General features: G+C 70.4%; 21 protein-coding genes. 7 read left to right on the top strand and 14 right to left on the bottom strand.

What is annotated here, in order from left to right; all coding sequences use genetic code 11:
- Positions 1 to 21: 21 nt before the first annotated feature.
- From PV682_RS25725 to PV682_RS25710, 4 genes are all read right to left on the bottom strand, one after another.
- Positions 22 to 2,163: a hypothetical protein gene (locus PV682_RS25725; RefSeq protein WP_319733810.1), complete on the bottom strand. Its 2,142-nt coding sequence runs from the start codon at positions 2,161 to 2,163 to the stop codon at positions 22 to 24.
- A gap of 155 nt (positions 2,164 to 2,318) precedes the next feature.
- A complete protein-coding gene (locus PV682_RS25720) occupies positions 2,319 to 2,720 on the bottom strand; it encodes a DUF6113 family protein (RefSeq protein ID WP_112476553.1) in 402 nt (133 codons plus the stop codon).
- Positions 2,720 to 3,595, bottom strand: a complete 876-nt coding sequence (gene mshB / locus PV682_RS25715; protein ID WP_319733806.1) for an N-acetyl-1-D-myo-inositol-2-amino-2-deoxy-alpha-D-glucopyranoside deacetylase — start codon at positions 3,593 to 3,595, stop codon at positions 2,720 to 2,722. The genes PV682_RS25720 and mshB overlap by 1 nt, the downstream gene beginning before the upstream one ends.
- Before the next feature lie 89 nt (positions 3,596 to 3,684).
- Positions 3,685 to 3,879: a hypothetical protein gene (locus tag PV682_RS25710; RefSeq protein WP_010350549.1), complete on the bottom strand. Its 195-nt coding sequence runs from the start codon at positions 3,877 to 3,879 to the stop codon at positions 3,685 to 3,687.
- Between the two features lie 184 nt (positions 3,880 to 4,063).
- On the opposite strand from PV682_RS25710, the gene PV682_RS25705 reads away from it, so the two are divergent.
- Positions 4,064 to 6,202 (top strand): S9 family peptidase, encoded by a 2,139-nt coding sequence (locus PV682_RS25705; protein WP_319733803.1) that lies wholly within the window; start codon positions 4,064 to 4,066, stop codon positions 6,200 to 6,202.
- A gap of 158 nt (positions 6,203 to 6,360) precedes the next feature.
- Here the strand turns inward: PV682_RS25705 and PV682_RS25700 are convergent, their stop codons facing one another.
- From PV682_RS25700 to PV682_RS25675, 6 genes are all read right to left on the bottom strand, one after another.
- Positions 6,361 to 7,422: an ABC transporter ATP-binding protein gene (locus tag PV682_RS25700; RefSeq protein WP_319733801.1), complete on the bottom strand. Its 1,062-nt coding sequence runs from the start codon at positions 7,420 to 7,422 to the stop codon at positions 6,361 to 6,363.
- Positions 7,415 to 8,389, bottom strand: coding sequence for an ABC transporter ATP-binding protein (locus PV682_RS25695; RefSeq protein WP_319733799.1), 975 nt, complete (start codon positions 8,387 to 8,389; stop codon positions 7,415 to 7,417). Before PV682_RS25695 ends, PV682_RS25700 begins: the two co-directional genes overlap by 8 nt.
- A gap of 1,302 nt (positions 8,390 to 9,691) precedes the next feature.
- Positions 9,692 to 10,660, bottom strand: a complete 969-nt coding sequence (locus PV682_RS25690; RefSeq protein WP_319733797.1) for an ABC transporter permease — start codon at positions 10,658 to 10,660, stop codon at positions 9,692 to 9,694.
- Positions 10,653 to 11,576 (bottom strand): ABC transporter permease, encoded by a 924-nt coding sequence (locus tag PV682_RS25685; protein WP_109361288.1) that lies wholly within the window; start codon positions 11,574 to 11,576, stop codon positions 10,653 to 10,655. The genes PV682_RS25690 and PV682_RS25685 overlap by 8 nt, the downstream gene beginning before the upstream one ends.
- Positions 11,577 to 11,582: 6 nt before the next feature.
- Entirely contained in the window at positions 11,583 to 13,217 is a 1,635-nt protein-coding gene (locus tag PV682_RS25680) for a peptide ABC transporter substrate-binding protein (protein ID WP_319733794.1), read from the bottom strand.
- Positions 13,218 to 13,968: 751 nt separating this feature from the next.
- On the bottom strand, positions 13,969 to 14,322 hold the full coding sequence (locus PV682_RS25675) for a helix-turn-helix domain-containing protein (protein WP_319733792.1): 354 nt from the start codon (positions 14,320 to 14,322) through the stop codon (positions 13,969 to 13,971).
- 423 nt (positions 14,323 to 14,745) lie between these two features.
- Between PV682_RS25675 and PV682_RS25670 the strand changes: the two genes are divergently transcribed.
- The 6 genes from PV682_RS25670 (at position 14,746) to PV682_RS25645 (ending at position 21,261) form a co-directional block, all read left to right on the top strand.
- Positions 14,746 to 15,285, top strand: coding sequence for a hypothetical protein (locus PV682_RS25670; RefSeq protein WP_319733790.1), 540 nt, complete (start codon positions 14,746 to 14,748; stop codon positions 15,283 to 15,285).
- A gap of 232 nt (positions 15,286 to 15,517) precedes the next feature.
- Complete coding sequence (locus PV682_RS25665) at positions 15,518 to 17,308, top strand: ABC transporter substrate-binding protein (protein WP_319733788.1); 1,791 nt, start codon at positions 15,518 to 15,520, stop codon at positions 17,306 to 17,308.
- Positions 17,305 to 18,336, top strand: coding sequence for an ABC transporter permease (locus PV682_RS25660; protein ID WP_319733785.1), 1,032 nt, complete (start codon positions 17,305 to 17,307; stop codon positions 18,334 to 18,336). Before PV682_RS25665 ends, PV682_RS25660 begins: the two co-directional genes overlap by 4 nt.
- A complete protein-coding gene (locus PV682_RS25655) occupies positions 18,333 to 19,217 on the top strand; it encodes an ABC transporter permease (protein ID WP_319733782.1) in 885 nt (294 codons plus the stop codon). Before PV682_RS25660 ends, PV682_RS25655 begins: the two co-directional genes overlap by 4 nt.
- Positions 19,214 to 20,170: an ABC transporter ATP-binding protein gene (locus PV682_RS25650; protein WP_319733779.1), complete on the top strand. Its 957-nt coding sequence runs from the start codon at positions 19,214 to 19,216 to the stop codon at positions 20,168 to 20,170. The genes PV682_RS25655 and PV682_RS25650 overlap by 4 nt, the downstream gene beginning before the upstream one ends.
- A 107-nt stretch (positions 20,171 to 20,277) precedes the next feature.
- Positions 20,278 to 21,261: an ABC transporter ATP-binding protein gene (locus tag PV682_RS25645; protein WP_319733950.1), complete on the top strand. Its 984-nt coding sequence runs from the start codon at positions 20,278 to 20,280 to the stop codon at positions 21,259 to 21,261.
- 31 nt (positions 21,262 to 21,292) lie between these two features.
- On the opposite strand, the gene PV682_RS25640 is transcribed toward PV682_RS25645, so the two are convergent.
- The 4 genes from PV682_RS25640 to PV682_RS25625 are packed head-to-tail and all read right to left on the bottom strand — an operon-like array spanning position 21,293 to position 25,324.
- Complete coding sequence (locus tag PV682_RS25640) at positions 21,293 to 22,402, bottom strand: ABC transporter ATP-binding protein (RefSeq protein ID WP_319733776.1); 1,110 nt, start codon at positions 22,400 to 22,402, stop codon at positions 21,293 to 21,295.
- Entirely contained in the window at positions 22,395 to 23,453 is a 1,059-nt protein-coding gene (locus tag PV682_RS25635; protein WP_109361295.1) for an ABC transporter ATP-binding protein, read from the bottom strand. Before PV682_RS25635 ends, PV682_RS25640 begins: the two co-directional genes overlap by 8 nt.
- Before the next feature lie 10 nt (positions 23,454 to 23,463).
- The gene (locus PV682_RS25630; RefSeq protein ID WP_319733771.1) at positions 23,464 to 24,405 is read right to left on the bottom strand and encodes an ABC transporter permease; all 942 of its coding nucleotides are present in this window, start codon (positions 24,403 to 24,405) and stop codon (positions 23,464 to 23,466) included.
- Positions 24,398 to 25,324, bottom strand: coding sequence for an ABC transporter permease (locus PV682_RS25625; RefSeq protein WP_319733768.1), 927 nt, complete (start codon positions 25,322 to 25,324; stop codon positions 24,398 to 24,400). Before PV682_RS25625 ends, PV682_RS25630 begins: the two co-directional genes overlap by 8 nt.
- Between the last annotated feature and the right edge of the window lie 40 nt (positions 25,325 to 25,364).

Below are 25,364 nucleotides of genomic sequence, written 5' to 3'. Positions count from 1 at the left end.
CGGTACGAATGTCCTCGCAGGTCAGCTCGGGTCGGTCTCGATGGCCACGGTGCGCTCCGCGGTCGTCTTGCCGACGAGGGCCTTGCGCAGGGCGTTCACCACGTCCTGCGGGAGGACGTCGCGCTTGCCGGTGGCCGTGGTGACCTTGACGCCGTCGAAGGTCTGGCCGTACTTCTCCTTGAGGACCTCGAGGTTGTACGTGTCGACGAGCTTGCCGTCGACCGCCTTGAAACCGATGATCTCCGGCAGGGACTTGGCGCCGAACTTGATGCTCTGCGCCCCGCCCGGCGTCTGGATCACGACGATGGAGGACATCGCCGGCTCGGCGAACTCCTTCATCATCCGGTCGACCTCGGCGTTGGAGACCGTCGGCTGCTTGGTCGTCGTCGGGACGGTCACCGGGGCCGCGACGCCGGTCTCGACCTGCTTGCGGTAGGCCTCCTCGACGGCGGGCAGCGCCTTGGCGGTGTCGATGCCCTCGCCGGGCTTGCCGTAGACGGCGACGGCCTTGCCGTCCTCGAACTTGATCGTGCCGTCCGAGGACGCCGCGCCGCCGGACGCGCTCTCCAGGGCCGCCTGGAGCTTCTCCTCGTCGACCGGCATGTCGGGCTCGACGACCCGCTGCTGCCCGAAGAGCGCGCCGACCACGGAGACCGGGTTGTAGTCGCTCTTGGCGACGGAGTCGACGGTCGCCGGGATGTCGAACTGGAGGCCCGCCTGGTCGGGTTGGAGCGTGACCTGCTTGTCGCCGACCTTGAGCTGGAGCTTCGCGTTCAGCGCACGCGTGCCGAAGGCGTCGTCGAGCTTCTTGACGGCCTGGTCGCGCGTGGAGCCGCCGATGTCGACGCCGAGGACGGTGGTGCCCTTGGGGACGTCGGAGTGGTTCAGCAGCAGGCCGGCGCCGTACACGCCCGCGCCGCCGACGACGACCAGGCCGACGAGGAGGCCGAGCTTGCTGCGGCCCTTCTTCTGCTTCTTGCCCTTCGCGGGCGCCGTCTGCTTCGGCGGGGCGCTCTGGGTCGCCGGGGGGACGACCGGGATGCCGCTGGTCAGCGTCTGCCCGGAGGGTCCCTCGGGGCCGGGGCCGCCGGGGCGGAAGCCGCCTTGGCCGGGGTTCGGGGCAAGCTTCTGCGGCGTCAGGATCGCCGTGTCGTCGCTCAGTCCGCCGCCGGGGAGCCGGCCGGTGCCGGGAGCGCCGGGGCGGGGGGTGCCGAGGCCGGGAGCGCCCGGGCCGGGCTTCGCGCCGGGTGTGGCCAGGCCGTTCATCAGGCCGGGGCCGCCGGGTCCCGGGGCCGTGCCGGGGGCGCCGGGTCCCGCCTGGGGGACGGCCGCGCCGCCCGTCACGGGGCCCGCGGTGGGTCCCGTGGGCACGTTCGGGTCCGGGTAACCGCCGTTGGGGGCGGAGAAGTTGTGCTGGTCGGAGAAGTCGTGCTGGGCCGTCGTGCTGCTCTCGGGCTCCGCGAAGTACGGCAGGTCGTCGCGGGTCGGCTCCGGCGCGCTCGCGCGCGGGGTGGTCGCCGCGAGGACCTCGGTCACGTCGAAGGAGCCGGTGCCGCCGCCGTGGCCGGGCGCGACGGGGCCGCCGGTCGCACCGCCGGGCAGGCCGGAGCCGTTGGTGGAGCCGGGGCGCTTGCCGGGGGCGGACATCGAGCCGACCACGCCGCCGGGGCGGGCGCCGCCTATGGCACTCCCGGCGGGTCGTGCGCCCGCCGTACCGGGAGCCGTACCCGGCGCGGACGGCTGTCCGCCGTTCGTACCGGACGAAGCGCCGGGCATGCCCGCGCCGTTGGTCTTCGGGCCTGACGGTCTGCGCGGCGCGAACCAGTCGTTCTTCTCGGCGGCGGGCTCGGGCGCGGGCGCCTCGGTGGCCTGCGCGGGCACGGACGGCTGCGGCTCGGCGGCCGGCTCGTCGCCCTCTCCCTCGCCGACGGGCTTGCGCACGACGACCGGCGGAATGGGCCGGGACCCGGGGATGTTGATGCGGATCCGGGTCGTCACCGTCGTCTCGGTCTTGCGTTCCTCCGGCTGGGCGGCCGAACGGCCCGCGTCCGCACCGCCGTCGGACACCATCGGCGTCCCGTACGGCGGGGTACCCGACGGGTACGCGGCTCCCCCGCGCCCGTTGGTGGGCCCGGAGGACGGAGTGTCAGTTTCACGACTCAAGGCAGGCTTCTCCAGGTTGGCTCCGCCGCCCGCCACGACCTCACGGGCAGCTCGGCGGCGCGCACCACCATACTGGCCACTTCTGCCACCGATCCCACGAGCGCCGGGGAAACCCACACGGGATACGCACGCTCACGCCACGGCGAAGTGGTACGTCACTTCCCAAGTCGGGCGTCGGCGCCGATCGGTTGCCTCCCCGCGCCAAGGGTGGCGCAGATCACAGCCGTTGCCATGCCGCCGAGCAGGAACAGGTACGAGCCGCCGCCCGCCGCGAACAGGAAGTCGCCCTCGGGCCGGCCGGCCGTCAACAGCACGACGGCGATCATCCACCCGGCGGCGGGCGCGACGGCCCCCGCGCGCGTGCCGGTCGCCCGCGCGCCGCCGAGGAAGAGTCCCGCGGCTCCGGCGAGCGCGAGCAGGAGCCCGCCGGGGAACCAGCCCGCCTGCACGAGGGAACCGGCGGCACCGGTCGCCGCGCCGAGCAGGAGGAGGCCGACGTAGGCCGCGGCGCGGGCCGCCGACGGGGGTTTGAGGGGCTGGGCGAGGTCGATCGACATCAGACCTCCAGCCCGGCGAAGAGGTCGGTCTCACGGGCGTCGGCGCTCTCGCCGCGCTCCCCGCTGTCTCCGCGCACGAGTTGGTAGTACTCCGTCGTGAACAGGGGCTGGGCGAGGTGGTTCGACAGGACGAAGTAGCGCCCCCCGGGCTCCACTTCGAGCTGCGTCGCGTGCGCGCGCATGGCGGTCGCCTTTGCGTCCGCGTACGGTCCGCCGTCGATCGCCGTGGTGATCAGTTCGTCGGCGACGACTCCGGGGACGTCGGCGATCTCGCCCGCCTTGTCGAACGGCAGCGCCGGGAGGTCCTCTTCCAGCCGCGCGAAGGCGTCCTCGGCGACCGCGCGCGGGACGCGGTTGACGTAGACCTTCGCGACGGGTACGCCCTCGGCGTCGGCGAGTTCGGCCGCGCGCATGGCGACGCGGTGCGCCTGGATGTGGTCGGGATGGCCGTAGCCGCCGTTCTCGTCGTACGTGACGAGGACCTGGGGCCGTACCTCGCGGATGACGTCGAGGAGCTGCCTGGCGGCCGTCTCGACGTCCGCCTGCCAGAAGCACGCGGGGTCGCCGTTGTCGGCGGTCCCCATCATCCCGGAGTCGCCGTAGCGCCCGGCGCCGCCGAGCAGGCGTACGTCGTCGACGCCGAGCGCGCGCATCGCCTCGGCCAGCTCCCGGCGGCGGTGCGCGCCGAGGGCCGCGCCGGAGAGGTGGGCCAGCTCGGGCGGGATGACCTCGCCGCGCTCCCCCAGCGTGCAGGTGACCAGCGTCACGCGCGCGCCGTCGGCCGCGTACCGGGCCATCGTCGCGCCGTTGTTGATCGACTCGTCGTCCGGGTGCGCGTGCACCAGGAGGAGCCGGCGGGAGGGGAGATCCGTCATGGGGTCAGCCTACGAGGGACCGGAACGTGATCCCTCAGAGGCTCTCGAAACGGACAGGACTGATCAGCGCCGATCCGGGCAGGCGAACATCAGAACTTGAGGTCGCCGATCATGCTCGCCACACTCGTCGTCAGATCGCTGATCGTCGGAGCGATCGTGGAAGACGCCAGGTAGAAGCCGAGCAGGATGCACACGACGGCGTGACCGCCCTTCAAGCCCGACTTCTTGACCAGCAAGAAGACGACGATCGCCAGCAGCACCACCGCCGATATCGAGAGTGCCACGGCGGCTCACCTCCAAGAACCCGGGTACCAGGGGAACAGAGCGGGAGAACGTGTAAATCCATACAACAGCCAGCAGGTTCATACCCACGCAGCGGTAGTGATCATAGCTACGGATATGCGCGCATCCTTCGGCGCACGGACGCGCAAGGGGGCGCGCGGCCAACATGCCTCGTAGGGTCGGGACATGACCATCGAGAGCGGTTCTCCCGCCGGCTCCTTCCCCCGGCGACACGCCCGTACCCAGCGATTCACCCTCGGCGCGCCGCGTTCGTTCTGCGCCGCGCCGGGCGGAGAACGTGTCGCGTTCCTGCGCTCGTCCTCCGGCACGGACCGCGCGAACGCCCTGTGGGTCCTCGACCCGGCGGACGGCTCCGAGCGCCTCGCCGCCGACCCCGTCGCCCTTCTCGGGGGCGCCGGCGAGGACCTGCCGCCCGAGGAGCGCGCCCGCCGCGAACGCACCCGCGAGGGCGGCGCCGGCATCGTCGGCTACGCCACCGACGCGGCCGTCGAGCTGGCCTCTTTCGCCTTGTCAGGGCGGCTTTTCACGGCCGAACTGCGGGCCGGCACAGCACGCGAACTCCCCGTCGCCGGACCGGTGATCGACCCCCGTCCGGCACCCGACGGGAGGCACGTCGCGTACGTCGCCGGGGGCGCCCTGCGGGTCGTCGGCGCGGAGGGCGACGGTGATCGCGCGCTCGCCGAACCCGAATCGGCGTCCGTCACCTACGGATTGGCCGAATTCATCGCCGCCGAGGAGATGGACCGGCACCGGGGGTTCTGGTGGTCGCCGGAGTCGGACCGGCTGCTCGTGGCGCGCGTGGACGACACGCCGGTGAAGCGGTGGTGGATCTCGGACCCGGCCCATCCGGAACGTGAGCCACAGCACATTCCGTACGCCCAGGCGGGCACCGAGAACGCGATCGTACGCCTGTTCGCGCTGGGCCTCGACGGGTCCCGCACGGAGATCGTCTGGGACCGTGCGCGCTTCCCGTACCTGGCGCGTGTGCACTGGTCAGCGGCGGGTGCGCCGCTGCTGCTCGTCCAGGCGCGCGACCAGCGCAGCCAGCTGTACCTGGCCGTCGACACCGACTCCGGGGCGACCCGGATGGTGCACGCGGACGAAGATCGGATTTGGCTGGATCTTTTCCCCGGCGTGCCCTGCTGGAGCCCTTCCGGACAGCTCGTGCGCATCGCCGACGAGGGCGGCGCGCGCGTGCTGGCCGTCGGGGAACGTCCGCTGACGACGGCGCAGTTGCATGTGCGAGCGGTCCTGGACGTCTCCGGCGACGACGTGCTCGTATCGGCCTCCGCCGGGGAGGAGGCGGCCGACCCCGAGACCGGCGAGGTGCACGTCTACCGCGTCAACGAGCTGGGCGTGGAGCGCCTTTCGCAGGAGCCCGGCGTCCACTCGGCGGTGCGCTCCGGCGACGTCACGGTCCTCGTCTCGGCGACCCTGGAGCGCCCCGGGTCCGTCGCGCGCGTCCTGCGGGACGGCAAGCCCGTCGCGACCGTCGCCTCGTACGCCGAAGATCCCGGTCTGTCCCCGCGCGTCCGGCTCACACAGGGGGGCGCACGCCGGATTCCGTGCGCCGTGCTCATGCCCCGGGACTACGACGGTGGCACTCCCCTGCCGGTCCTCCTCGACCCGTACGGCGGTCCGCACGGCCAGCGCGTCGTCTCCGCGCACAATCCGCACCTCACCTCGCAGTGGTTCGCCGACCAGGGGTTCGCGGTCGTCGTCGCCGACGGGCGCGGGACGCCGGGGCGGTCGCCGGCCTGGGAGAAGGCCGTCCGTGACGAGCTCGCCGCCGTCGTCCTGGAGGACCAGGTCGACGCCCTGCACGCGCTCGCCGGGGAGTTCCCGCTCGACCTGGGCCGGGTCGGCATCCGGGGCTGGTCCTTCGGCGGCTACCTGGCCGCGCTCGCCGTCCTGCGCCGTCCCGACGTCTTCCACGCGGCCGTCGTCGGCGCGCCCGTCACCGACCTGCGCCTGTACGACACCCACTACCAGGAGCGCTACCTCGGCCACCCCGCCGAGCAGCCCGACGTCTACCGGCGCAACTCCCTCGTGGACGACGCCGGCTTGGTCGACGCGGCTGCCACCCACCGGCCGATGATGATCATCCACGGCCTCGCGGACGACAACGTGGTCGTCGCGCACTCCCTGCGGCTGTCGTCCGCCCTCCTCGCCGACGGGCGCCCGCACGAGGTGCTGCCGCTGTCGGGCGTGACCCACATGACGCCCCAGGAGGAGGTCGCCGAGAACCTGCTGCGGCTCCAACTGGACTTCCTGCGGCGGTCGCTGGGGTTGGCCCAGGGCTGAGGCGGGTACGGCAACGGGCCGGAGCGACATGGCGCGCTCCGGCCCGTTTACGGCACCCGCACGGCCGTACGCTGTTCAGCCTCGCGCGTCCGTATATCGGAACCGGGTCGGGAAAGTTGCCTGCGTGTTAACGCGGTTACTGTGCGTTTGGGTTGATTTCAGGGTGCATTTCCTTGATCGTCTTCTGGCGGGACCACTTGCTTCTCCTCCGCGAAGTGGCAGGCCGAGTCGTGTGCCGCCGGGCCGCTGACATCCCTGAACTCCGCCGGGACCGCCAGCAGCGGGACCTCCAGCGCGCATCTCTCCCGCGCCTTCCAGCAGCGCGTGCGGAAGCGGCAGCCCGACGGAACGTTCGTGGGGGACGGCACGTCTCCCGCGAGGATGATCCGCTCCCTGTGCTCCCTCGCCGCCGGGTCCGGGACCGGGACCGCCGACAGCAGCGCCTGCGTGTACGGGTGCGTCGGGTGGTCGTAGATCTCCGCGTCCCTGCCGATCTCCACGATCCTGCCCAGGTACATCACGCCGACCCGGTCCGAGATGTGCCGGACGATCGACAGGTCGTGCGCAATGAACACGTACGACAGGTCGAACTCGCTCTGGAGGCGCTCCAGCAGGTTGATCACCTGCGCCTGCACGGAGACGTCCAGCGCCGAGACCGGTTCGTCCGCGACGATCACCTCCGGGCGCAGCGCCAGGCCCCTCGCGATGCCGATGCGCTGGCGCTGGCCGCCGGAGAACTGGTGCGGGTAGCGGTTGATGTACTCCGGGTTCAGGCCGACCACGTCCAGGAGGTCCTGGACCCGTCTGCGCCGGTCGCCCTTCGGAGCCACCTCGGGGTGGATCTCGTACGGCTCGCCGATGATGTCGCCGACGGTCATACGGGGGTTGAGCGACGTGTACGGGTCCTGGAACACCATCTGGATGTTCCTGCGCACCGACTTGAGCGCCTTGCCGGAGAGCTGGGTGATGTCCTCGCCCTTGTACTTGATCGACCCTTCGGTGGGGCGCTCAAGATTGACCAGCATCTTGGCAACAGTTGATTTGCCGCAGCCCGATTCCCCTACGATCCCGAGGGTCTCTCCACTGTTGACGGTGAAATCAACACCATCAACCGCTTTGACCGCACCGACCTGTTTCTTGAACAGGATTCCTTGAGTCAACGGGTAATGCTTGACCAGTCCACTCACTTCGAGGATCGGCTCAACTGTTGAATCAACCATTGAGGCACTCCCTCCAGAAGTGGCAGGCACTGGTGCGGTGTTCGCCGGCGTCGTACAGGGGCGGTACATCCGTCCGGCAGATGTCCTGAGCCATCGGGCAGCGAGGGTTGAACGCGCAACCCGTAGGGATGTTCATCAAGTTCGGCGGCAATCCCTTGATCGCGTACAGTTCCTGGCCCTTCTGATCAAGACGGGGGATGGAATCAAGCAGTCCGCGTGTATAGGGATGAGCCGGTGCTTTGTAGATGTCGTGCACCGGTGCCTGCTCGACGATCCGGCCCGCGTACATGACGGCGATCCGGTCGGCGACGTCCGCGACGACCCCCAGGTCGTGGGTGATGAGGATGAGGCCCATGTTGAACTCGCGCTGCAACTCCGCGAGCAGGTCCATGACCTGGGCCTGGACGGTGACGTCGAGGGCGGTGGTGGGTTCGTCGGCGATGATCAGGGCGGGTTCGAGGGCCATCGCCATGGCGATCATGATGCGTTGACGCATGCCGCCGGAGAACTGGTGGGGATACTGCCGTACACGTTCCTTGGCGGCCGGAATCCGCACCCGGTCCATGAGCTCGACCGCCTTGGCGCGTGCGTCTTTCCGGGACATTCCCCGGTGCACCTCGAACATCTCCCCCAGCTGATCCCCCACGGTCAGCACGGGATTGAGCGAGGACAGCGCGTCCTGGAAGATCATCGCCATCCGCGCGCCCCGGATCTTCCGCCGCTCCTCCTCTTTCAGCGTCAGCAGATCCTGCCCCTGGAACAGGATCTCGCCCCCGCTGATCCGTCCCGGCGGCATGTCCAGAATCCCCATGATCGCCTGAGCGGTGACGGATTTCCCCGACCCCGACTCCCCCAGCACGGCCAGCGTCTCCCCGGCATCGACCCCGTAGGAAACCCCGTTGACGGCCTTGGCGACCCCGTCCCGCGTACGGAACTCCACATGCAGATCACGCACTTCGAGCAACATGACGCCGCTTCACCTCACTCCGGACGGGAACGGACAGAACAGGGACAAGGGATGGGACCGAGCAGACGAAACGGCACCGGGAAGCGAACGGGGTACGAAGCCGCCGCACACGCGGCACCGCCGAACCCGGGCGACACCACCAGCGGTACACGCCCCCCTCGCACCGGCCCCGGGGCAAGCACGCGGCCTTCGACGGCCACCGGGCTCGCGGCGCCCCAGCCCCGTACGCGCCGTCCCGCCCGCCCGCGCCCCCACCGCACGCACTCCGCGAACGCGACCCGCGTACGCGTCACCCGCCCCGCCCCCCGCAGCCCCACCCGGCACCGCCCAGCACCCCCGAACCCGGCCCACGCCACCCCCGCACGCGTCGCCGCCCAGCCGAAACCCGGCGTCGCCACCCGCCCTCGCCGCACAGCACCCCCGAACGCGGACCCCGCCGACCCTCCTCCCCGTACGCGCTTCCGGCATCCGGCGCCACCGGACGTAGGGCACCCCGGCCGCGCCCGACCCTCCACGCCCACCCCGGAGCCGCCCGCCCCCGAGCCGCACCGCACGGCGACCGCGAACGCAGGCCGCGCCACCCCCGTACACGTCCCCGCGAACCACCCCGGCGGGCCCCGCCGCCCCGGCCTCGCGAAACCCCTCGCCACAGGCCGCGCCACCCCCGCACACAACCCCGGCGTCACCGCCCGCCCTTGCCACGCAGAACCGCACGTCACAGGCCGCCCCGGCGTCGTAGGCGTCCCCGCCCCACCCGGCCCCGGAAAAGGCTTCCGGCATGCGCAAACACCGGCCGGACAACGTCCCCGGAGCATCCGCACCGCCACCCCCAGCCGAGCCACCCCACCCAACCCCGCGACGAACCCCCGGCCCCCGAGTGCGGGCCGCAGCGCCGCCCCGCCCGGCCCCCGAAAGAGCTTCCGGCATGCGCAAACACCGCTCGGACAGCGTCCCCGGAACATCCGCACCGCCACCCCCAGCCGAGCCACCCCGCCCAACCCCGGCGTCACCGCCCACCCCCGCCACGCGGAACCGCACGTCACAGGCCGCGCCGGCGTCGTAGGCGTCCCCGCCCCGCCCGGCCCCCGAAAGGGCTTCCGGCGTGCGCAAACGCCACTCGGACAGCGCTCCCAGATCGTCCGCACCACCGCACCCGGCCGAGCCACCCCACCCAGCCCCGCGACGGACCTCCGGCCCCACAATGCGGGCCGCAGCACCGCCCCACCCAGCCCCGCGACGAACCCCCGGCCCCGCAATGCAGGCCGTGTCACCGCCCCGTGCCCCATCCCAGCTCACCGCCCCTCACCTCAGCTTCGGGTCGAGGGCGTCGCGGACCGCGTCGCCCAGCATGATGAAGGCGAGGACGGTGATGGCGAGGGCGCCGGAGGGCCACAGGAGGGCGTGGGGGGCGTTGCGGACGTAGGGGGAGGCGGCGGAGATGTCGATGCCCCAGGAGACGCTGGGGGGTTTCAGGCCGACGCCCAGGTAGGACAGGGTCGCTTCCAGGGCGATGTACGTGCCGAGGGCGATCGTCGCGACCACGATCACCGGGGCGACCGCGTTGGGGGCGATGTGGCGCAGCAGCATGCGGGAGTTGGAGGCGCCGAGCGCGCGGGCCGCCTGGACGTAGTCGTTCTGTTTGGCCGTGATGACCGAGCCGCGCGCGATGCGGGAGATCTGGGGCCAGCCGAGCAGGACCATGAAGCCGATGACCGGCCAGATCGTGTTGCTGGTGACGACGGACAGCAGGACCAGCCCGCCGAGGACGACCGGGATCGCGAAGAAGATGTCGGTGATGCGGGAGAGGATCGAGTCCCAGATGCCGCCGAAGAACCCGGCGAGTCCGCCGAGGACGCTGCCGAAGAGGGCGACGCCGAGCGTGGCGAGGACGCCGACGGCGACGGACGTACGCGCGCCGTACACCGTACGCGTGTAGACGTCGCAGCCCTGTCCGTCGTACCCGAAGGGATGCCCGGCGGAGGAGCCCTGCTGGGCCTTGCCGAGGTCGCACTTGAGGGGGGAGCCGGACGCGATGGCCGACGGCCACAGGGAGATGAAGATCAGGAAGAGGATGACGAGCGCGGAAAGCAGGAAGACGGGGTTGCGGCGCAGGTCGCGCCACGCGTCGGACCACAGGGAGCGGGGTTTCTCGGAAGGTCCTTGAGGGCCGCCGGCCCCCTCCAGGCTGCTGCCCTCGCTCACCGCGAGGTCCATCGCCGCACCCATCCCGGTCCCGGCGATCACCCCCTCGGGTTCCTGGGGTTCAGGCATAGCGGATCCTCGGGTCGAGTACGGCGTACAGGAGGTCGACGAGCAGGTTCGCGACCAGGAAGACGAGCACCAGCACGGTCACGAACCCGACGACGGTCTGCGTGTTCTGGCGCAGGATGCCCTGGTAGAGCTGGTATCCGACGCCGTGGATGTTGAAGATCCGCTCGGTGACGATCGCGCCGCCCATGAGCGCCCCGACGTCCGTGCCGATGAACGTGACGACGGGGATGAGGGAGTTGCGCAGCAGATGCCGGACGACGACCCGCCGCCGGGGCAGCCCCTTGGCGATGGCCGTACGGACGTAGTCGGCGCGCCGGTTCTCCGCGATGGACGTCCGGGTCAGCCGGGTGACGTACGCCAGTGACACGGACGCCAGCACCAGCCCGGGGACGAAGAGTTCGCCGAACTCCGCGTCCGTGGAGACGGACGGTTTGATCCACCCCCACTCGACGCCGAGCAGCAGCTGGAGCAGCAGACCGGTGACGAAGGTGGGGACGGAGATGACGACGAGGGTGACGAGCAGGACGGCCGTGTCGACCGGCTTGCCGCGCCGCAGTCCCGTGACGACGCCGAGCGCGATGCCGGCGACGATCTCGATGAGGATGGCGACGATCGTGAGGCGGATCGTGACGGGGAACGCGGTCGACATCAGCTCGGTGACCTTCTGGCCGTTGAACGCCGTACCGAAGTCTCCGGTGAAGACGTTCCCCATGTAGGTCAGGTACTGCTGCCAGACCGGCTTGTCGAGGCCGAACTCCTTCTTGAGCTGGGCCGCGGTCGCGGGGTCGCACTGCCGGTCGCCGCACAGGCCAGCGATGGGGTCGCCCATCACGTTGACCATGAGGAAGATCAGCAGGGTCGCGCCCACGAAGACGGGGACCATCTGGAGCAGGCGCCGGACGACGTAGCGTCCCATGACGGGTCAGCCGACCTTGATCTCGTTGTAGACCGGTACGGAGAACGGGTTGAGCTTGACGTCGGAGAGGCGTTCCGAGTAGCCGGCGCTGCCGTTCTGGTACCAGAGGGGGATGGCGCCCATGTTGTCGCGCAGGACCTCTTCGGCCTTCTGGAAGTCCTCGACGGCCTTGCCGGTGTCGGTCGCGGCGTTCGCCTGGTCGACGAGCTTGTCGAAGTCCTTGTTGGACCACTGGCCGTCGTTGGAGGAGGCGTCGGTGTAGTACAGCGGCTGGAGGAAGTTCTGGATGAGCGGGTAGTCCATCTGCCAGCCGGCGCGGAAGGGGCCGCTCATCTTGTGCTGGGTGATCTGGTTGCGGAAGTCGGCGAAGGTGCCGATGGGGTTGCCGACGCACGCCTTGTCGTTGCCGAGCGCGTTGTTGATGGAGTTGCAGACGGCGTCCACCCACTGCTTGTGGGAGCCGGTGTCCGCGTTGTAGCTGATCTTGACCTGGCCGTTCGGCAGGCCGCCGGCCTCCTGGATCAGCTTCTTCGCCTCGGTGGGGTTGTATTCGCAGGCGTCGCCGCACAGGCCCGCCTTGTAGCCGCCGGTCTCGCCGAGCACCGGTGAGGTCCAGTCGGTGGCGGGGGTCCGGGTCTTCTGGAAGATCGTGTCCGTGATCTGTTCACGGTTGATCGCCATCGACAGGCCCTGCCGGAGTTTCTCGCCGCCCGCCTTGTTCCAGTTCTTGTCGTAGAACGGGAACGCGAGGGTCTGGATGATCCCGGCGGGCGTGTTCAGGTAGCGGTCGCCGAGGTCGCTCTTGACGTTCTTGAGCTGCGAGGCGGGTACGTCGTCGACGAGGTCGAGGTTGCCGGCCATCAGGTCCGTGTACGCCGTGTTGTTGTCGGTGTAGACCTTGAGGGTGACGCCGCCGTTCTGGGCCTTGTCGGGGCCGGGGTAGGCGTCCCACTTCTTCAGGGCCATCTGGGAGCCCTTGGTGTACGAGTCGATCGTGTACGGGCCGTTGCCGACCGGCTTGCTCAGCCAGCCGGCGTGGTCGGTGAAGAAGGTCTGCGGGAGCGGGGCGAACGCGGGGTAGCCGAGCGTGTCCGGGAACGTCGAGAACTTCTGCGACAGCTTGATGGTGAAGGTCAGCGGGCCGGTGACCTTGAGCCCTGACAGGGTGTCGGCGGTCTGCGCGCTGCCGTCCTCGGGGTGCGCCTTGGCGAAGCCGTCGATGTACGAGAAGAAGTAGGCGTTCTTCTGGTTGTTCTTCAGGCTCGCCGCGTAGTTCCAGGCGTCGACGAACGACTTGGCGGTGACCTTCTCGCCGTTGCTGAACGTCCACCCGTCCTTGACGGTGACCGTGAAGTTCTGCGAGTCCGTCGTCTCGATCTTGTCGGCCAGCATGTCGTTGGCCTTGCCGGTCTCGGGGTCGTACCGCTTGAGCCCCCGGAAGGTCATGTCGAGGACCTTCCCGCCCTGCACCTCGTTGGTGTTGGCGGGCTCCAGCGGGTTCTGCGGATCACCCCAGGACGCGGTCAGCACGCCCGCGCCCCCGCCGCCACCGCTGCCGCCGTCGTCCCCGCCACATCCCGTCGCCACCAGGGCGACCGCCGCCGCCCCTACGACCCACTTGGCGTGCGTGGCTCCACGCATGGATGCCTCCCTCTGTGCACTGCGTCTGTCCGCGCCTTGTCGGGGGCGACGGGCACTGTCCGTTACGGGCCACTATCGCCAGGGGTCGGACATACGGCACATTTAGGGCGTCCGTTCGCGGGACGGGGGGGTACGGGGGGTGGGCGCGGTACGGGGGGAGGCTCGGGGCACGTCGGGGGCGGGCGGCGTCGGAGGCGAGCGCGAGGCAGCCGCCGGCAGCCACACGGGGTGCCGCCCCCGCACTGCCTCCGGGACCAGACCTCGCCCCGAACGGGCGGGCCGAGGAGAGGGAGCCGGGTTCCGCTCGGTGTGAGGGCGGCGCCTGTTGCAGGACGCACAGGGGCGACGTCAGGCCCAGGAGTGCGGCGGGAACGGGAACGAGCGGCGTCAGCGGGCAGCATCAACCGGCAGGCCCGGGAGGGGGCGACACCGGGTGTGGCGGCGGGGAGACAGCGACGAAGCCAGTACCCCCAGCCACAGCGAGCCCGAGTACCACCCGCCTCAGGCACAAAACCGGCGCCCCCGATTTCAGCGGGCCCGGGTGCCCTTCACCCCAGGCGCGAAGCCGGTGCCCCCGGTTGCAGTCGAGGCGAGTGCCGCCCGCCCCGGGCGCGAGGGCGGGGCGGGGGTGGCAGCCGCACGGGGGCTCCCCCACGCGACTGCCGCAGCCCGGAAGGCGCAGTACGGGCGCGACGACGCCGTGCCGTCTCCCCTGCGCGACCGCCGAGACCCGCCCCGCCCCGCGCAGCGGTCAGCGCACCCCGGCCAGCCGCCCCGTCGGCAACGTGCGGCGCGCCTGCGTGCCGGGTACCCGGAACGTCACCTGGACCGCCCCCGTCGGGGAGAGGGCGATGAGGAGGTTGGCGGACATGGCGGAGGCGAGGCGTTCGAGGAGCGGGAGGGTGGGGACGGCCTTGCCTCGTTCGAGGCGGGAGAGGGCGCCCTGGCTCATGCCGGCCTGGGCGGCGAGGCGTTCCTGGGTGAGGCCGAGTTCTACGCGGCGGGCCTTGACCGCGGCGCCGAGCGGTGTGCCGAGGCAGGCCCAGCCGGAGCCGGCGCGGGAGGCGTGCGGGACGACAGGCGGTTCTTCGGTCGGTGCGACCATGTTTCTTCATCTCCCCGTGGTGACGGCGCCGAAGCGGTGAGCGCCGATGCCCAGGGGACACCCGTGACAGGGGGGCCGGTTCCTCGCTTGGGCAACTTTTGAGCTTCACCGGAAGGAATCGTTCCGGAGGGGTTTCATACCGAGGAAGGCATAGACCCCGCGAATGTGAACCAGGTCACATTATTCGGCTCAGACATAGGGGCGAATCGCCAGCAAAGCACCCAGTACCGGCACCCTCGGCGACGCTATGGGCGTTTTGCCGATCATCCCCGCCCCCGTGTCAACCCCTCCCCCAACTCCCCTCCCGCACAACCCGGTTGTCACCCCGGCCGGCCCGCGGCCACCCTTCACCTCGCCACGGCGCCGGGACCTGCGACCCGGACCACCGCCGCAGGTGAACCGCTCATCGAAGGGAACCGTTCCGTGCGGAAAATCGCCAGTTCCGTCCTCGCCTCCGCCATCCTCGCCGGCGGCGCCGTGGCCGTCTCGGCGGGCCCCGCCTCCGCCGCCTGCCCGCCCGACCCGGGCACCCGCTACACGATCACGAACAAGTCGACGGTCCGCCAGTCCACGAACCTGCACAGCGACTGGATGTACGACGACCTCGGCGGCACCCTCACGTACAACAAGACGACGACGGCCGCCGTCAACGCGAGCGGCACCGCGACCCTCGGCACCGAGGCCGGTGTCATCTTCGCCAAGGCGAGCGCCTCGTTCAGCGTCACGGTCGGCAAGACCTGGACGAAGTCGAGCAGTTGGTCGTACACGATCCCGGCGAAGAACAAGGCGGGCAAGACCAAGGTCCGCATGACGATGTTCCACGAGTCGAAGAAGTTCCTCGCGACGAAGTACGCGTACCACTACGACGCGCGCTGCAAGTACGTCGAGAAGAAGGTCTGGGCGAAGTGGGTCACCGCCCCGGTGAAGAAGGACAGCAACGTCTGGGGCCTGGAGTGGAAGTAGTCCTGACCAGGCAGTGAGACGAGACGGCCCGCCGGTGAGGTCACCGGCGGGCCGTCACCGTTTCACCAGCCACGCTTCACCGGTCTCGACCAATGCCGTACGACTATCCGATCAACGCCGCGTTTCCGCAGGCCACACGGGGTGCACGCATCGTTGACGACGGCTTCGGCGCCCTGGTACACCGTCCGACAACCGGTCCCTGTGCGAGTCGTGTGAAGCGAGGTCATGTGCGATGAACCGACCCGGGCGCCTCCTGACGGCCACCGCCCTCACGTCGTCCCTCCTGCTCCCGGCCCTACCTCAGGCGTACGCGAAGGACGAGCCGAAAGTCCTCACCATCGCCGTCGCCCAGAGTGTCGACTCCCTGAGCCCCTTCCTCGCCTACCGCCTCGTGAGCACCAGCCTCCTGCGTCTCACGTACCAGTACCTGACGGACTACGACCCCGCCGACGCGCACGCGATCCCGGGCCTGGCGACCAAGTGGTCCTCCTCCCCCGACAAGCTGACCTGGACGTACACGATCCGCTCGGACGCGAAGTGGTCGGACGGCGAGCGGGTCACCGCCGAGGACGCGGCGTGGACGTTCACGAAGATGATGACGGACCCGGGGGCGGCCACCGCGAACGGGAGTTACGTCACGAACTTCGCGCAGGTGACGGCCCCGACGCCGACGCGGCTGGTCGTCAGGCTGAAGAGCCCGCAGTCGACGATGACCGCCCTGGACATGCCGATCGTGCCCAAGCACGTGTGGGAGAAGGTCGGCGACTTCTCGAAGTTCAACAACGACAAGTCGTTCCCGATCGTCGGCAACGGACCGTTCCTCATCACGGACTACAAACCCGACAGCTACGTCCGCCTCAAGGCCAACAAGGACTTCTGGCGGGGCGCCCCCCAGTTCGACGAGCTCCTCCTCAAGTACTACAAGGACGGTGACGCGGCGGTCGCGGCCCTCCAGAAGGGCGAGGTCTCCTTCGTCAACAACCTCACCCCGGCCCAGGCGACAGCGCTCGGGAGCAGGCCGGACATCAAGGTCAACAACGCCCCGGGCCGCCGCTTCTACGCCCTCGCTGTCAACCCCGGCGCCCGCGCGAAGGACGGCACCCGCTTCGGCGACGGCCACCCCTCCCTCCTCGACCAGCGCGTCCGCCAGGCCCTGTTCCGCGCCGTGGACCGCACCACGCTGATCGACAAGGTCTTCCAGGGCCAGGCCGTGGAAGGCGAGGGCTACATCCCGCCCCGGTTCACGGAGTACTTCTGGAAACCGCCGGCGGACCAGGAACTGTCGTACGACCCGCGGCGCGCCGCCCAGCTCCTCGACCGGGCGGGCTACCGGAAGAACGCGGACGGCCGCCGCCTCGGCAAGGACGGCAAGCCGATCACGTACCGCGTCCTGTGCCACGCGACCGACCCCAACGACAAGGCGGTCGGCCAGTACCTCAAGGAGTGGTGGGACGAACTGGGCATCGGGGTGCGCCTCGACTGCCTCGACAACGTCACCGACCCCTGGCTCGCCGGCACCTACGACCTCGCCTTCGACGGCTGGTCCGTCAACCCGGACCCGGACTACGTCCTGTCGATCCACACCTGCAACGCCCTGCCCGCGACCCCCAAGGACACCGGCGCCACCGACAACTTCATCTGCGACAAGCAGTACGACGCCCTGTACGCACGGCAGTTGGCCGAGTACGACCCGGCGAAGCGGGCCGGCCTGGTGAAGCAGATGCAGTCACGGCTGTACGACCTGGCGTACATGAACGTCATGGCGTACCAGAACTCCGTCGAGGCGTACCGCACCGACCAGATCGCCTCCATCGAGACGATGCCGAAGGCCGCCGGGAACATCTACGGGCAGGACGGGTACTGGAGTTGGTGGTCGGCGGTGCCGGCCGCCTCGTCCGGGGACTCCTCGTCGGGGCTGTCCGGCGGGGCGGTCGCCGGGATCGTCGCCGGGGCCGTGCTGCTGGCCGGGGCCGGGGTCTTCCTCGGGCTGCGGCGGCGCGCGGGGGCGGAGGACCGGGAGTGAGCGACACGGCGGCCGTCGTCGTCGGAGAGGCGCGCACACCCAAGGCGTCGAACGGCTATCTCCGGTACGGCGCGGGCAAGTTGGGCGGGGCGGTCGTCTCGCTGCTGGCCGTGCTGGTCACCGGGTTCTTCCTGTTCCGGCTGATCCCGGGCGACCCGGTGAAGACGATGACCGGGGGCCGGCCGGTGTCGGTGGAGCAACTCGCGCAGTACCGCAGGGAGTTCGGGCTCGACCTGCCGGTGTGGCGGCAGTTCGCGGACTACTGCGGCAAGGCGCTGACCGGTGACCTCGGGACGTCATACCAGTTCCGGACGCCGGTCGTCGACAAGATCGGCGAGGCGCTGCCGAACACGCTGCTGCTGACCGGCACGGCGTTCGTCCTCTACACGGTCCTCGGCATCGCGCTGGGCACCCGCTCCGCCTGGCGGCACGGCGGGCTCGGCGACCGCTTCAACACCGGTCTGGCGCTGGTCCTCTACTCGGTGCCGTCGTTCTGGCTGGGGCTGCTGCTGATCGTCGTCCTCGCGGTCGGGGCCGGACCGGTCCCGGGGCTGTTCCCAACGGGCGGGATGGAGACGGGCGGTGAGGAGGGGTTCGCGTATGTCCTGGACGTGGCCCACCACTTGGTGCTGCCCGTCGTCACGCTCGTCGCCGTCGAGTACGGGCAGACGCTGCTCGTGACGCGGTCCGCGCTGCTCGACGAGATGGGCAGCGACTACCTGACGACCGCGCGGGCCAAGGGACTCCGGGACGCGGTCGTGCGCCGCCGGCACGCCGTGCCGAACGCGCTGCTGCCGACGGTGACGCTCGTCTTCGTCAACCTCGGCCGGACCGTCGCCGGAGTGATCCTCGTCGAGACGGTGTTCTCCTGGCCGGGCCTCGGCGGGCTCTTCTACCAGGCGCTCAGCGTCCCCGATCTCCCCCTGGTCCAGGGCCTGTTCCTGTTCTTCGCGTCGGCGGTGATCGTCATGAACACCCTCGCCGACCTCGTCTATCCACTGCTCGACCCGAGGGTGGCCGCCCGATGACGACCCTGGCCTGGCAGCGCCGCCGCCTCGGCGCCGTACGCTTCTGGAACGCCTACCGCACGCACCGCGCGGGCCTGTCGGGGCTCGCCGCGCTGATCGCGTTCGCGCTCGTCGCCCTCACCGCTCCCCTGACCGTCGGCGCGGACGTCACCGGCGTGACCCACGCCCCCGGGCGGCCCCTGGAGAGCCCGAGCGGCGAGTTCTGGCTCGGCACCGACCGCTACGGCCGCGACCTGCTCGGGCTCGTGATCTGGGGCTCGCGGGTGTCGCTGCTCGTCGGGCTGCTCGCGGCGATCCTGTCGGTGGCGATCGGCACGCTGATCGGGGTGACCGCCGGGCACTTCAAGGGCATGTACGCGACCGTCGCGATGCGCGTCACCGACTGGTTCCTCGTCATGCCGACTCTGGTCCTCGCCATCGCCCTCGCGACCGTCCTGTCCCGCTCCCTCGGGACGGTGATCCTCGCGATCGGCGTGACCTCCTGGCCGACGACGGCCCGTCTCGTGCGCGCGCAGACGCTGGCCGTCGAGTCACGGCCGTACATCGAACGCGCCACCGCGCTCGGCGGCGGGCACGGGCACGTCATGGCCCGGCACGTCCTGCCCAACGTCATGCCGCTGGTGCTCGCGCAGACGACGCTCATGGTGTCGTCCTCGATCCTCTCGGAGGCGACGCTGGCCTTCCTGGGGCTCGGGGACCCGGCTGTCGTGTCCTGGGGCGGGCTTCTCCAGGAGGCCCGGGAGGCCGGCGCGGTGAGCGCGGGCCACTGGTGGTACCTCGTGCCGCCCGGCATCGCCATCGCCCTCGTCGCGCTGGCGTTCACGCTGTGCGGGCGCGCGGTCGAGTCGGTGCTCAACCCCCGGCTGGGGGTGGGGCGTTGAGCGTCCTCGAAGTACGGGATCTGCGGGTGACGTACCCGGGCGGGTTCGCGGCGGTGCGGGGCGTCGACCTCGATCTGATGCCCGGTCAGAAGCTGGGCGTGGCCGGGGAGTCGGGGTGCGGGAAGTCCACGCTCGCCCTCGCGCTGCTGCGGCTGCTGCCCGCCGGGACACGGGTCGAGGGGCGGATCCTGCTCGACGGCGAGGACGTCCTCGCGATGCGCTGGGGGCGGCTGCGGGCCGTCCGCTGGGCCGGGGCGTCCATCGTCTTCCAGGGCGCGATGCACTCCCTCAACCCCGTCCACCGGGTGGCCGACCAGATCGCCGAGCCGATCGTCCTGCACGGTGCGGTGACGCCGACTGCCGCGCGGCGCAAGGCGGGCGAGCTGCTGGAACAGGTCGGGCTACCAGCGGCTCGCGGGCGCTCGTACCCCCACGAGCTCTCCGGGGGCCAGCGCCAGCGCGTGATGATCGCGATGGCGCTCGCCTGCGCGCCGGACCTGATCGTCGCCGACGAACCCACCACCGCCCTCGACGTCATGGTCCAGGCCCAGATCCTGCGGCTCATCGAGGGGCTGGTGGCCGAGGAGGACCTCAGCCTCATCATGATCAGTCACGATCTGGCGGTCCTCGCGGAGACCTGCGACCGGCTCGCCGTGATGTACGCGGGCCGGGTCGTGGAGGAGGGCCCGGCCCGGGAGGTCTTCTCCGACGCCCGGCACCCCTACGCCCGCGCCCTCGCATCGGCGTTCCCCCGGGTCGGCGACCCCGCGGCCCGGTTCGCCCCACGCGGGTTGCCCGGCGACCCGCCGGACCCCTCCGACCTGCCGGGCGGGTGCGCGTTCCACCCTCGGTGCGGGGTGGCGCTGGAGGTCTGCGCGCGGGAGGACCAGGTGCTGCGGGAGGCGGGGGCGGGGCGGGTGGCCGCGTGTGTGCGGGTGGGAGAAGCCCGGTGAGCGGGGGCGGGGAACTCGACGCGGGGAAGCACGCCGGTGGCCTTTCCGGGGGCCGTGCGGGGAAGCACGCCGACGACGACGCCGACCGCCGTACGAAGGAGCCTCCCGTGGCCCTCCTGACCGCTGACTCCCTCCACGTCACCTTCCCCGGGCGGCGGGGTGGGCCGCCCGTACGGGCCGTGGACGGGGTCGAGTTGGCCGTCCGTGCCGGTGAAGTCGTCGCTCTCGTCGGGGAGTCGGGGTGCGGGAAGTCGACGCTGGCGCGGGCGCTGCTGGGGCTGGTGCGGCCCAGCGCCGGGCACGTGGCCTTCGCCGGGGAGCCGTTGGCGTACAACTCCCGTGCGCTGAAGGCGTACCGGCGCAAGGCGCAGCTCGTGCTCCAGGACCCGAGCGGGTCGCTGAACCCCCGGCACACCGTCTACGAGGCGGTCGCCGAGGGCTTGCGCATCCACGGGTACGGCGGTGACGAACGCGCCGCCGTCTCGGGGGCCTTGTCGCGGGCGGGGTTGCGGCCTCCCGAGCGGTTCTTCCTGCGCCACCCGCACGAACTGTCCGGCGGCCAGCGTCAACGGGTCGTCATCGCCGGGGCGTTGGTCCTGGAGCCGCAACTCCTCGTCGCCGACGAGCCCGTCGCCTCCCTCGACGCCTCCGTACGCGGCGAGATCCTCGCCCTTCTCCTGCGCCTGCGCGAGGAGTTGGGCCTCGCGGCCCTCGTCGTCACCCACGACCTCGGGCTCGCCTGGAACATCGCCGACCGGGTCGCGGTGATGTACCTCGGCCGGATCGTGGAGACGGGGACGGTGGAGGAGGTCCTGACGGGGCCTCGGCACCCGTACACCCAGGCCCTGCTGTCGGTCCTCCCCGACGCCCCCGGCGCCCCCGTCGTCCTCACCGGCGAACCCCCGGACCCGTCCCGCATCCCGAGCGGCTGCCGGTTCCGGGCGCGGTGCCCGGTGCTGGCGAGCGGGGAGGCGGAGCGGGCGGGGGTGGCGGGGAGGTGCCGGACGGAGGATCCGGGGGTGTTGGGTGGGGCGGGCGAGGCTCAAGTCGCCTGCCATCACGCCCTGGAAACACAGGTTCCCGGCACCTGAACCGCCAGGTGCCGGGAACCTCGGTCAAGAACTACGCCGCGTGGACGATGTCCTTCTCCTCGGCGAAGTGGCACGCCGAGTCGTGCGCGGCCGGGGTGTCCTCGCCCCGGAAGCGCTCGGGGATCGCGAGGAGCGGTATCTCCTCGGCGCACTTGTCCTGGGCCTTCCAGCAGCGGGTGCGGAAGCGGCACCCGGAGGGCGGGTTGGCCGGGGACGGGACGTCGCCGGTGAGGATGATCCGCTCACGGTTCTCGCGGGCCTCGGGGTCCGGGACGGGAACCGCCGACAGGAGCGCCTGCGTGTACGGGTGCGTCGGGTGCTCGTAGATCTGCTCGTCGGTGCCGATCTCGGCGAGCTTGCCGAGGTACATGACGCCGACGCGGTCCGAGATGTGCCGGACGATCGACAGGTCGTGCGCGATGAAGATGTACGACAGGTCGAACTCGTCCTGGAGCCCCTCCATCAGGTTGATGACCTGGGCCTGCACGGAGACGTCCAGCGCGGAGACCGGCTCGTCGCAGATGATGACCTCGGGGTTGAGGGCGAGTCCGCGGGCGATGCCGATGCGCTGCCGCTGGCCACCGGAGAACTGGTGGGGGTAGCGGTTGATGTACTCCGGGTTGAGGCCGACGACGTCGAGCAGCTCCTTCACCCGCTGGCGCCGGTCGCCCTTGGGGGCCACCTCGGGGTGGATGTCGAACGGCTCCCCGATGATGTCGCCGACCGTCATGCGCGGGTTCAGCGAGGTGTACGGATCCTGGAAGATCATCTGGATGTTCCGGCGGACGGCCTTGAGGGCCTTGCCGGACAGCCGGGTGATGTCCTCACCCTTGTAGAAGACCTCGCCGGACGTCGCGCGCTCCAGGTTCATCAGGAGCTTGGCGACGGTCGACTTGCCGCAGCCGGACTCGCCCACGATGCCGAGCGTCTCGCCCTTGTAGAGGTCGAAGGAGACCCCGTCGACGGCCTTGACGGCGCCGACCTGGCGTTTGATGACGATGCCCTGCGTCAGGGGGAAGTGCTTGACGAGGTTGCGCACCTGGAGGATGGGCTCACCCCGGTCCGCCGGAGCCGCCTCCTTGGACACGGAGACGTCCGGCTTGACGTCCTCGGGCTCGGCGGCCTTGGTCGTCTCAGCCATGGATCGTCTCCTTCCAGAAGTGGCACGCGCTGGCGCGGCCGGGCAGTTCCGTACCGTCCCGCTCGGTCACCGGGACGAGCGGCGGCAGGTCCGTACGGCAGATGTCCTGCGCCTTCTCGCAGCGCGGGTTGAAGGCGCAGCCCTGCGGGACCTTGAGCAGGTTGGGCGGCAGGCCCTTGATCGCGTACAGCTCCTGGCCCTTCTGGTCCAGGCGCGGGATCGAGTCGAGCAGACCCCGGGTGTACGGGTGGGCGGGGCGCTTGTACAGCTCGTGCACCGGCGCCGTCTCGACGATCCGGCCCGCGTACATCACGGCGATCTTGTCGGCGACGTCCGCGACGACCCCGAGGTCGTGGGTGATGAGGATGAGCCCCATCTGGTACTCGCGCTGGAGCTCCGCGAGCAGGTCCATGACCTGGGCCTGGACGGTCACGTCGAGGGCCGTGGTGGGCTCGTCGGCGATGATCAGGTCCGGTTCGAGGGCGAGCGCCATGGCGATCATGATGCGCTGGCGCATACCGCCCGAGAACTGGTGGGGGTAGTCGTTGACGCGAGCCGCGGCGGCCGGGATCTTCACCCGGTCCATCAGCTCGATCGACTTCGCCTTGGCGTCCTTGCGGGACATCCCCTGGTGGACGCGGAACATCTCGCCGAGCTGGAAGCCCACGCTGAGCACGGGGTTGAGCGAGGAGAGCGCGTCCTGGAAGATCATCGCGATGCGGGCACCGCGCAGCTTGCGCCGCTCCTCCTCGGACATGGTCAGCATGTCCTGGCCCTTGAAGCGGATCTCGCCCTGGGGGATGCTGGCCGGCGGCATGTCGAGGATGCCCATGATCGCCTGAGCCGTCACGGACTTGCCCGAACCGGACTCGCCGAGCACGGCGAGCGTCTCGCCGGACTTCACCGAGTAGTTGACGCCGTTGACGGCGCGGACGACGCCCTCGCGGGTCTTGAACTCGACGTGCAGGTCGCGGACTTCGAGCAGCGGGCTGTCGCTGTCCTTGCCGTCCCGGGGAGCCGGGACTGCGTCCGTCGTATCGATGGTGGTCACGTACGCCTCCCTAGCGCATCTTGGGGTCGAAGGCGTCGCGCACCACGTCGCCGAGCATGATGAACGCCAGCACGGTGATGCTGAGGAAACCGGCCGGGAACAGCAGCGCGTGCGGCGAGGTGAGGAACCGGTCCTGCGCGTCGGAGATCATCAGGCCCCAGGAGATGTTGGGGGCCTGGATGCCGATGCCGAGGTAGGACAGGGCGGCCTCCGCGGCGATGTAGACGCCGAGGTTCATCGTGGTGATGACGATGACGGGGGCCAGCGTGTTCGGCAGGATGTGCCGGAACGCGATCCGCTTCGAGTCGGCGCCGAGTGCTCGCGCCGCCGAGACGTAGTCGTGGTACTTGTTCGCGATGACCTCGCCGCGCATGATCCGGTAGACCTGTGGCCAGCCGAGGATCGCCATGATGAACGAGACGCCCCAGACGTTGCCGGCGTTGAAGATCGACATGATCAGCAGACCGCCGATGATCAGCGGCAGGGAGGCGAAGATCTCGGTGACACGGGAGACGACCGAGTCGACCCAGCCGCCGATGAGACCCGCGAGCATGCCGAGGAGGCCACCGATCAAGGTGGTGGCGAGGGTGGTGACGACACCGACCACGATCGAGTTGCGGGTACCCCAGACGGTGCGGGTGTAGATGTCGCAGCCCTGGACGTCATAGCCGAACCAGTGGCCGGAGGACGGCCCGTTCATCGAGTTCTCCAGCTGGCAGAAGCCGTCGGACAACGGCGAGCGGGAGGTGAACAGGCTCGGTGCGATCGCCAGCGCGAGCAGGGCCGCGATGATGATCAGGGTGAAGATGAACATGGGCCGCTTGCGCAGGTCCGCCCAGCCGTCCTTGAGGAGACTGGCCTGCCGGGCTGCCGCCTTCTCCTCCGCCTCCAACTCCTTGGCCAGCGCGGCCTCGTCGGGGACAGAGGGCTTCTCTATCGTCTTCTCACTCATAGCGGATCCTCGGGTCGAGCACGGCGTACAGCAGGTCTACGAGGAGGTTGGCCACCAGGTAGATCAGGACGAGCAGGGTCACCAGACCGACCACGACGGGCCGTTCGCGCAGGTACACGGACTGGGCGATCTGGCCGCCGAGACCGGGCAGGTTGAAGACGCGCTCGGTGATGATGGCGCCGCCCATCAGGGCGCCGAGGTCCATGCCCAGGAAGGTGACGACCGGGATCAGCGAGTTGCGCAGCGCGTGCACGCCGATGACGCGACGACGGGGCAGGCCCTTGGCGACCGCGGTGCGCACGTAGTCGGCGCGGACCGACTCGCCCATGCTCGTCCGGGTGAGACGGGCGATGTAGGCCATGGAGGTCGAGGCCAGGACGATGGCGGGCAGGATGTAACTCTGCGGCCAGCCCTTCTCGATACCGGCGACCGGTGTGACCTTGAGGTTCACGCCGAGCTCCAGCTGGAGCACGCTGCCGAGGACGAAGACGGGGATGGAGATCAGGATCAGCGTGGAGACCAGCACCACGTTGTCGATGAACTTGCCCTTCTTCAGCGCGGCGAAGATACCGGCGACGATGCCGATCACGGCCTCGATGCCGAACGCGGTGAGGGCGAGCTCCAGCGTGACCGGGAACCGCTCGGAGACGATCTCCGAGATCTCGCGGCCGTTGTACGTCTGGCCCAGGTCACCGGTGAAGACACCGCTGATGTAGTGCCAGTACTGCTGGTACAGCGGCTCGTTGAGGTGGTACTGCTCACGCAGCATCGCCGCGACGTTGGGGTCGGCGCGCTTCTCGCCGGCCAGGGCCTGGATCGGGTCGCCGGGCAAAGCGAAGACCAGGCAAAAGATGATGAACGTGACGCCTATCAGTACAGGGATTGCCTGTAGCAGGCGTCGCGCCGCATATCGGCCCATGGGTACTCCAGAGGGGGGGGTTGCTGAGTCCGTCCGCCGC

This window comes from Streptomyces niveiscabiei (assembly GCF_033794345.1).
In the GTDB taxonomy this organism is placed as follows: domain Bacteria; phylum Actinomycetota; class Actinomycetes; order Streptomycetales; family Streptomycetaceae; genus Streptomyces; species Streptomyces niveiscabiei.
Note: the sequence above shows the minus strand (reverse complement) of the source record. Positions and strands in the feature narration are given on the sequence as shown.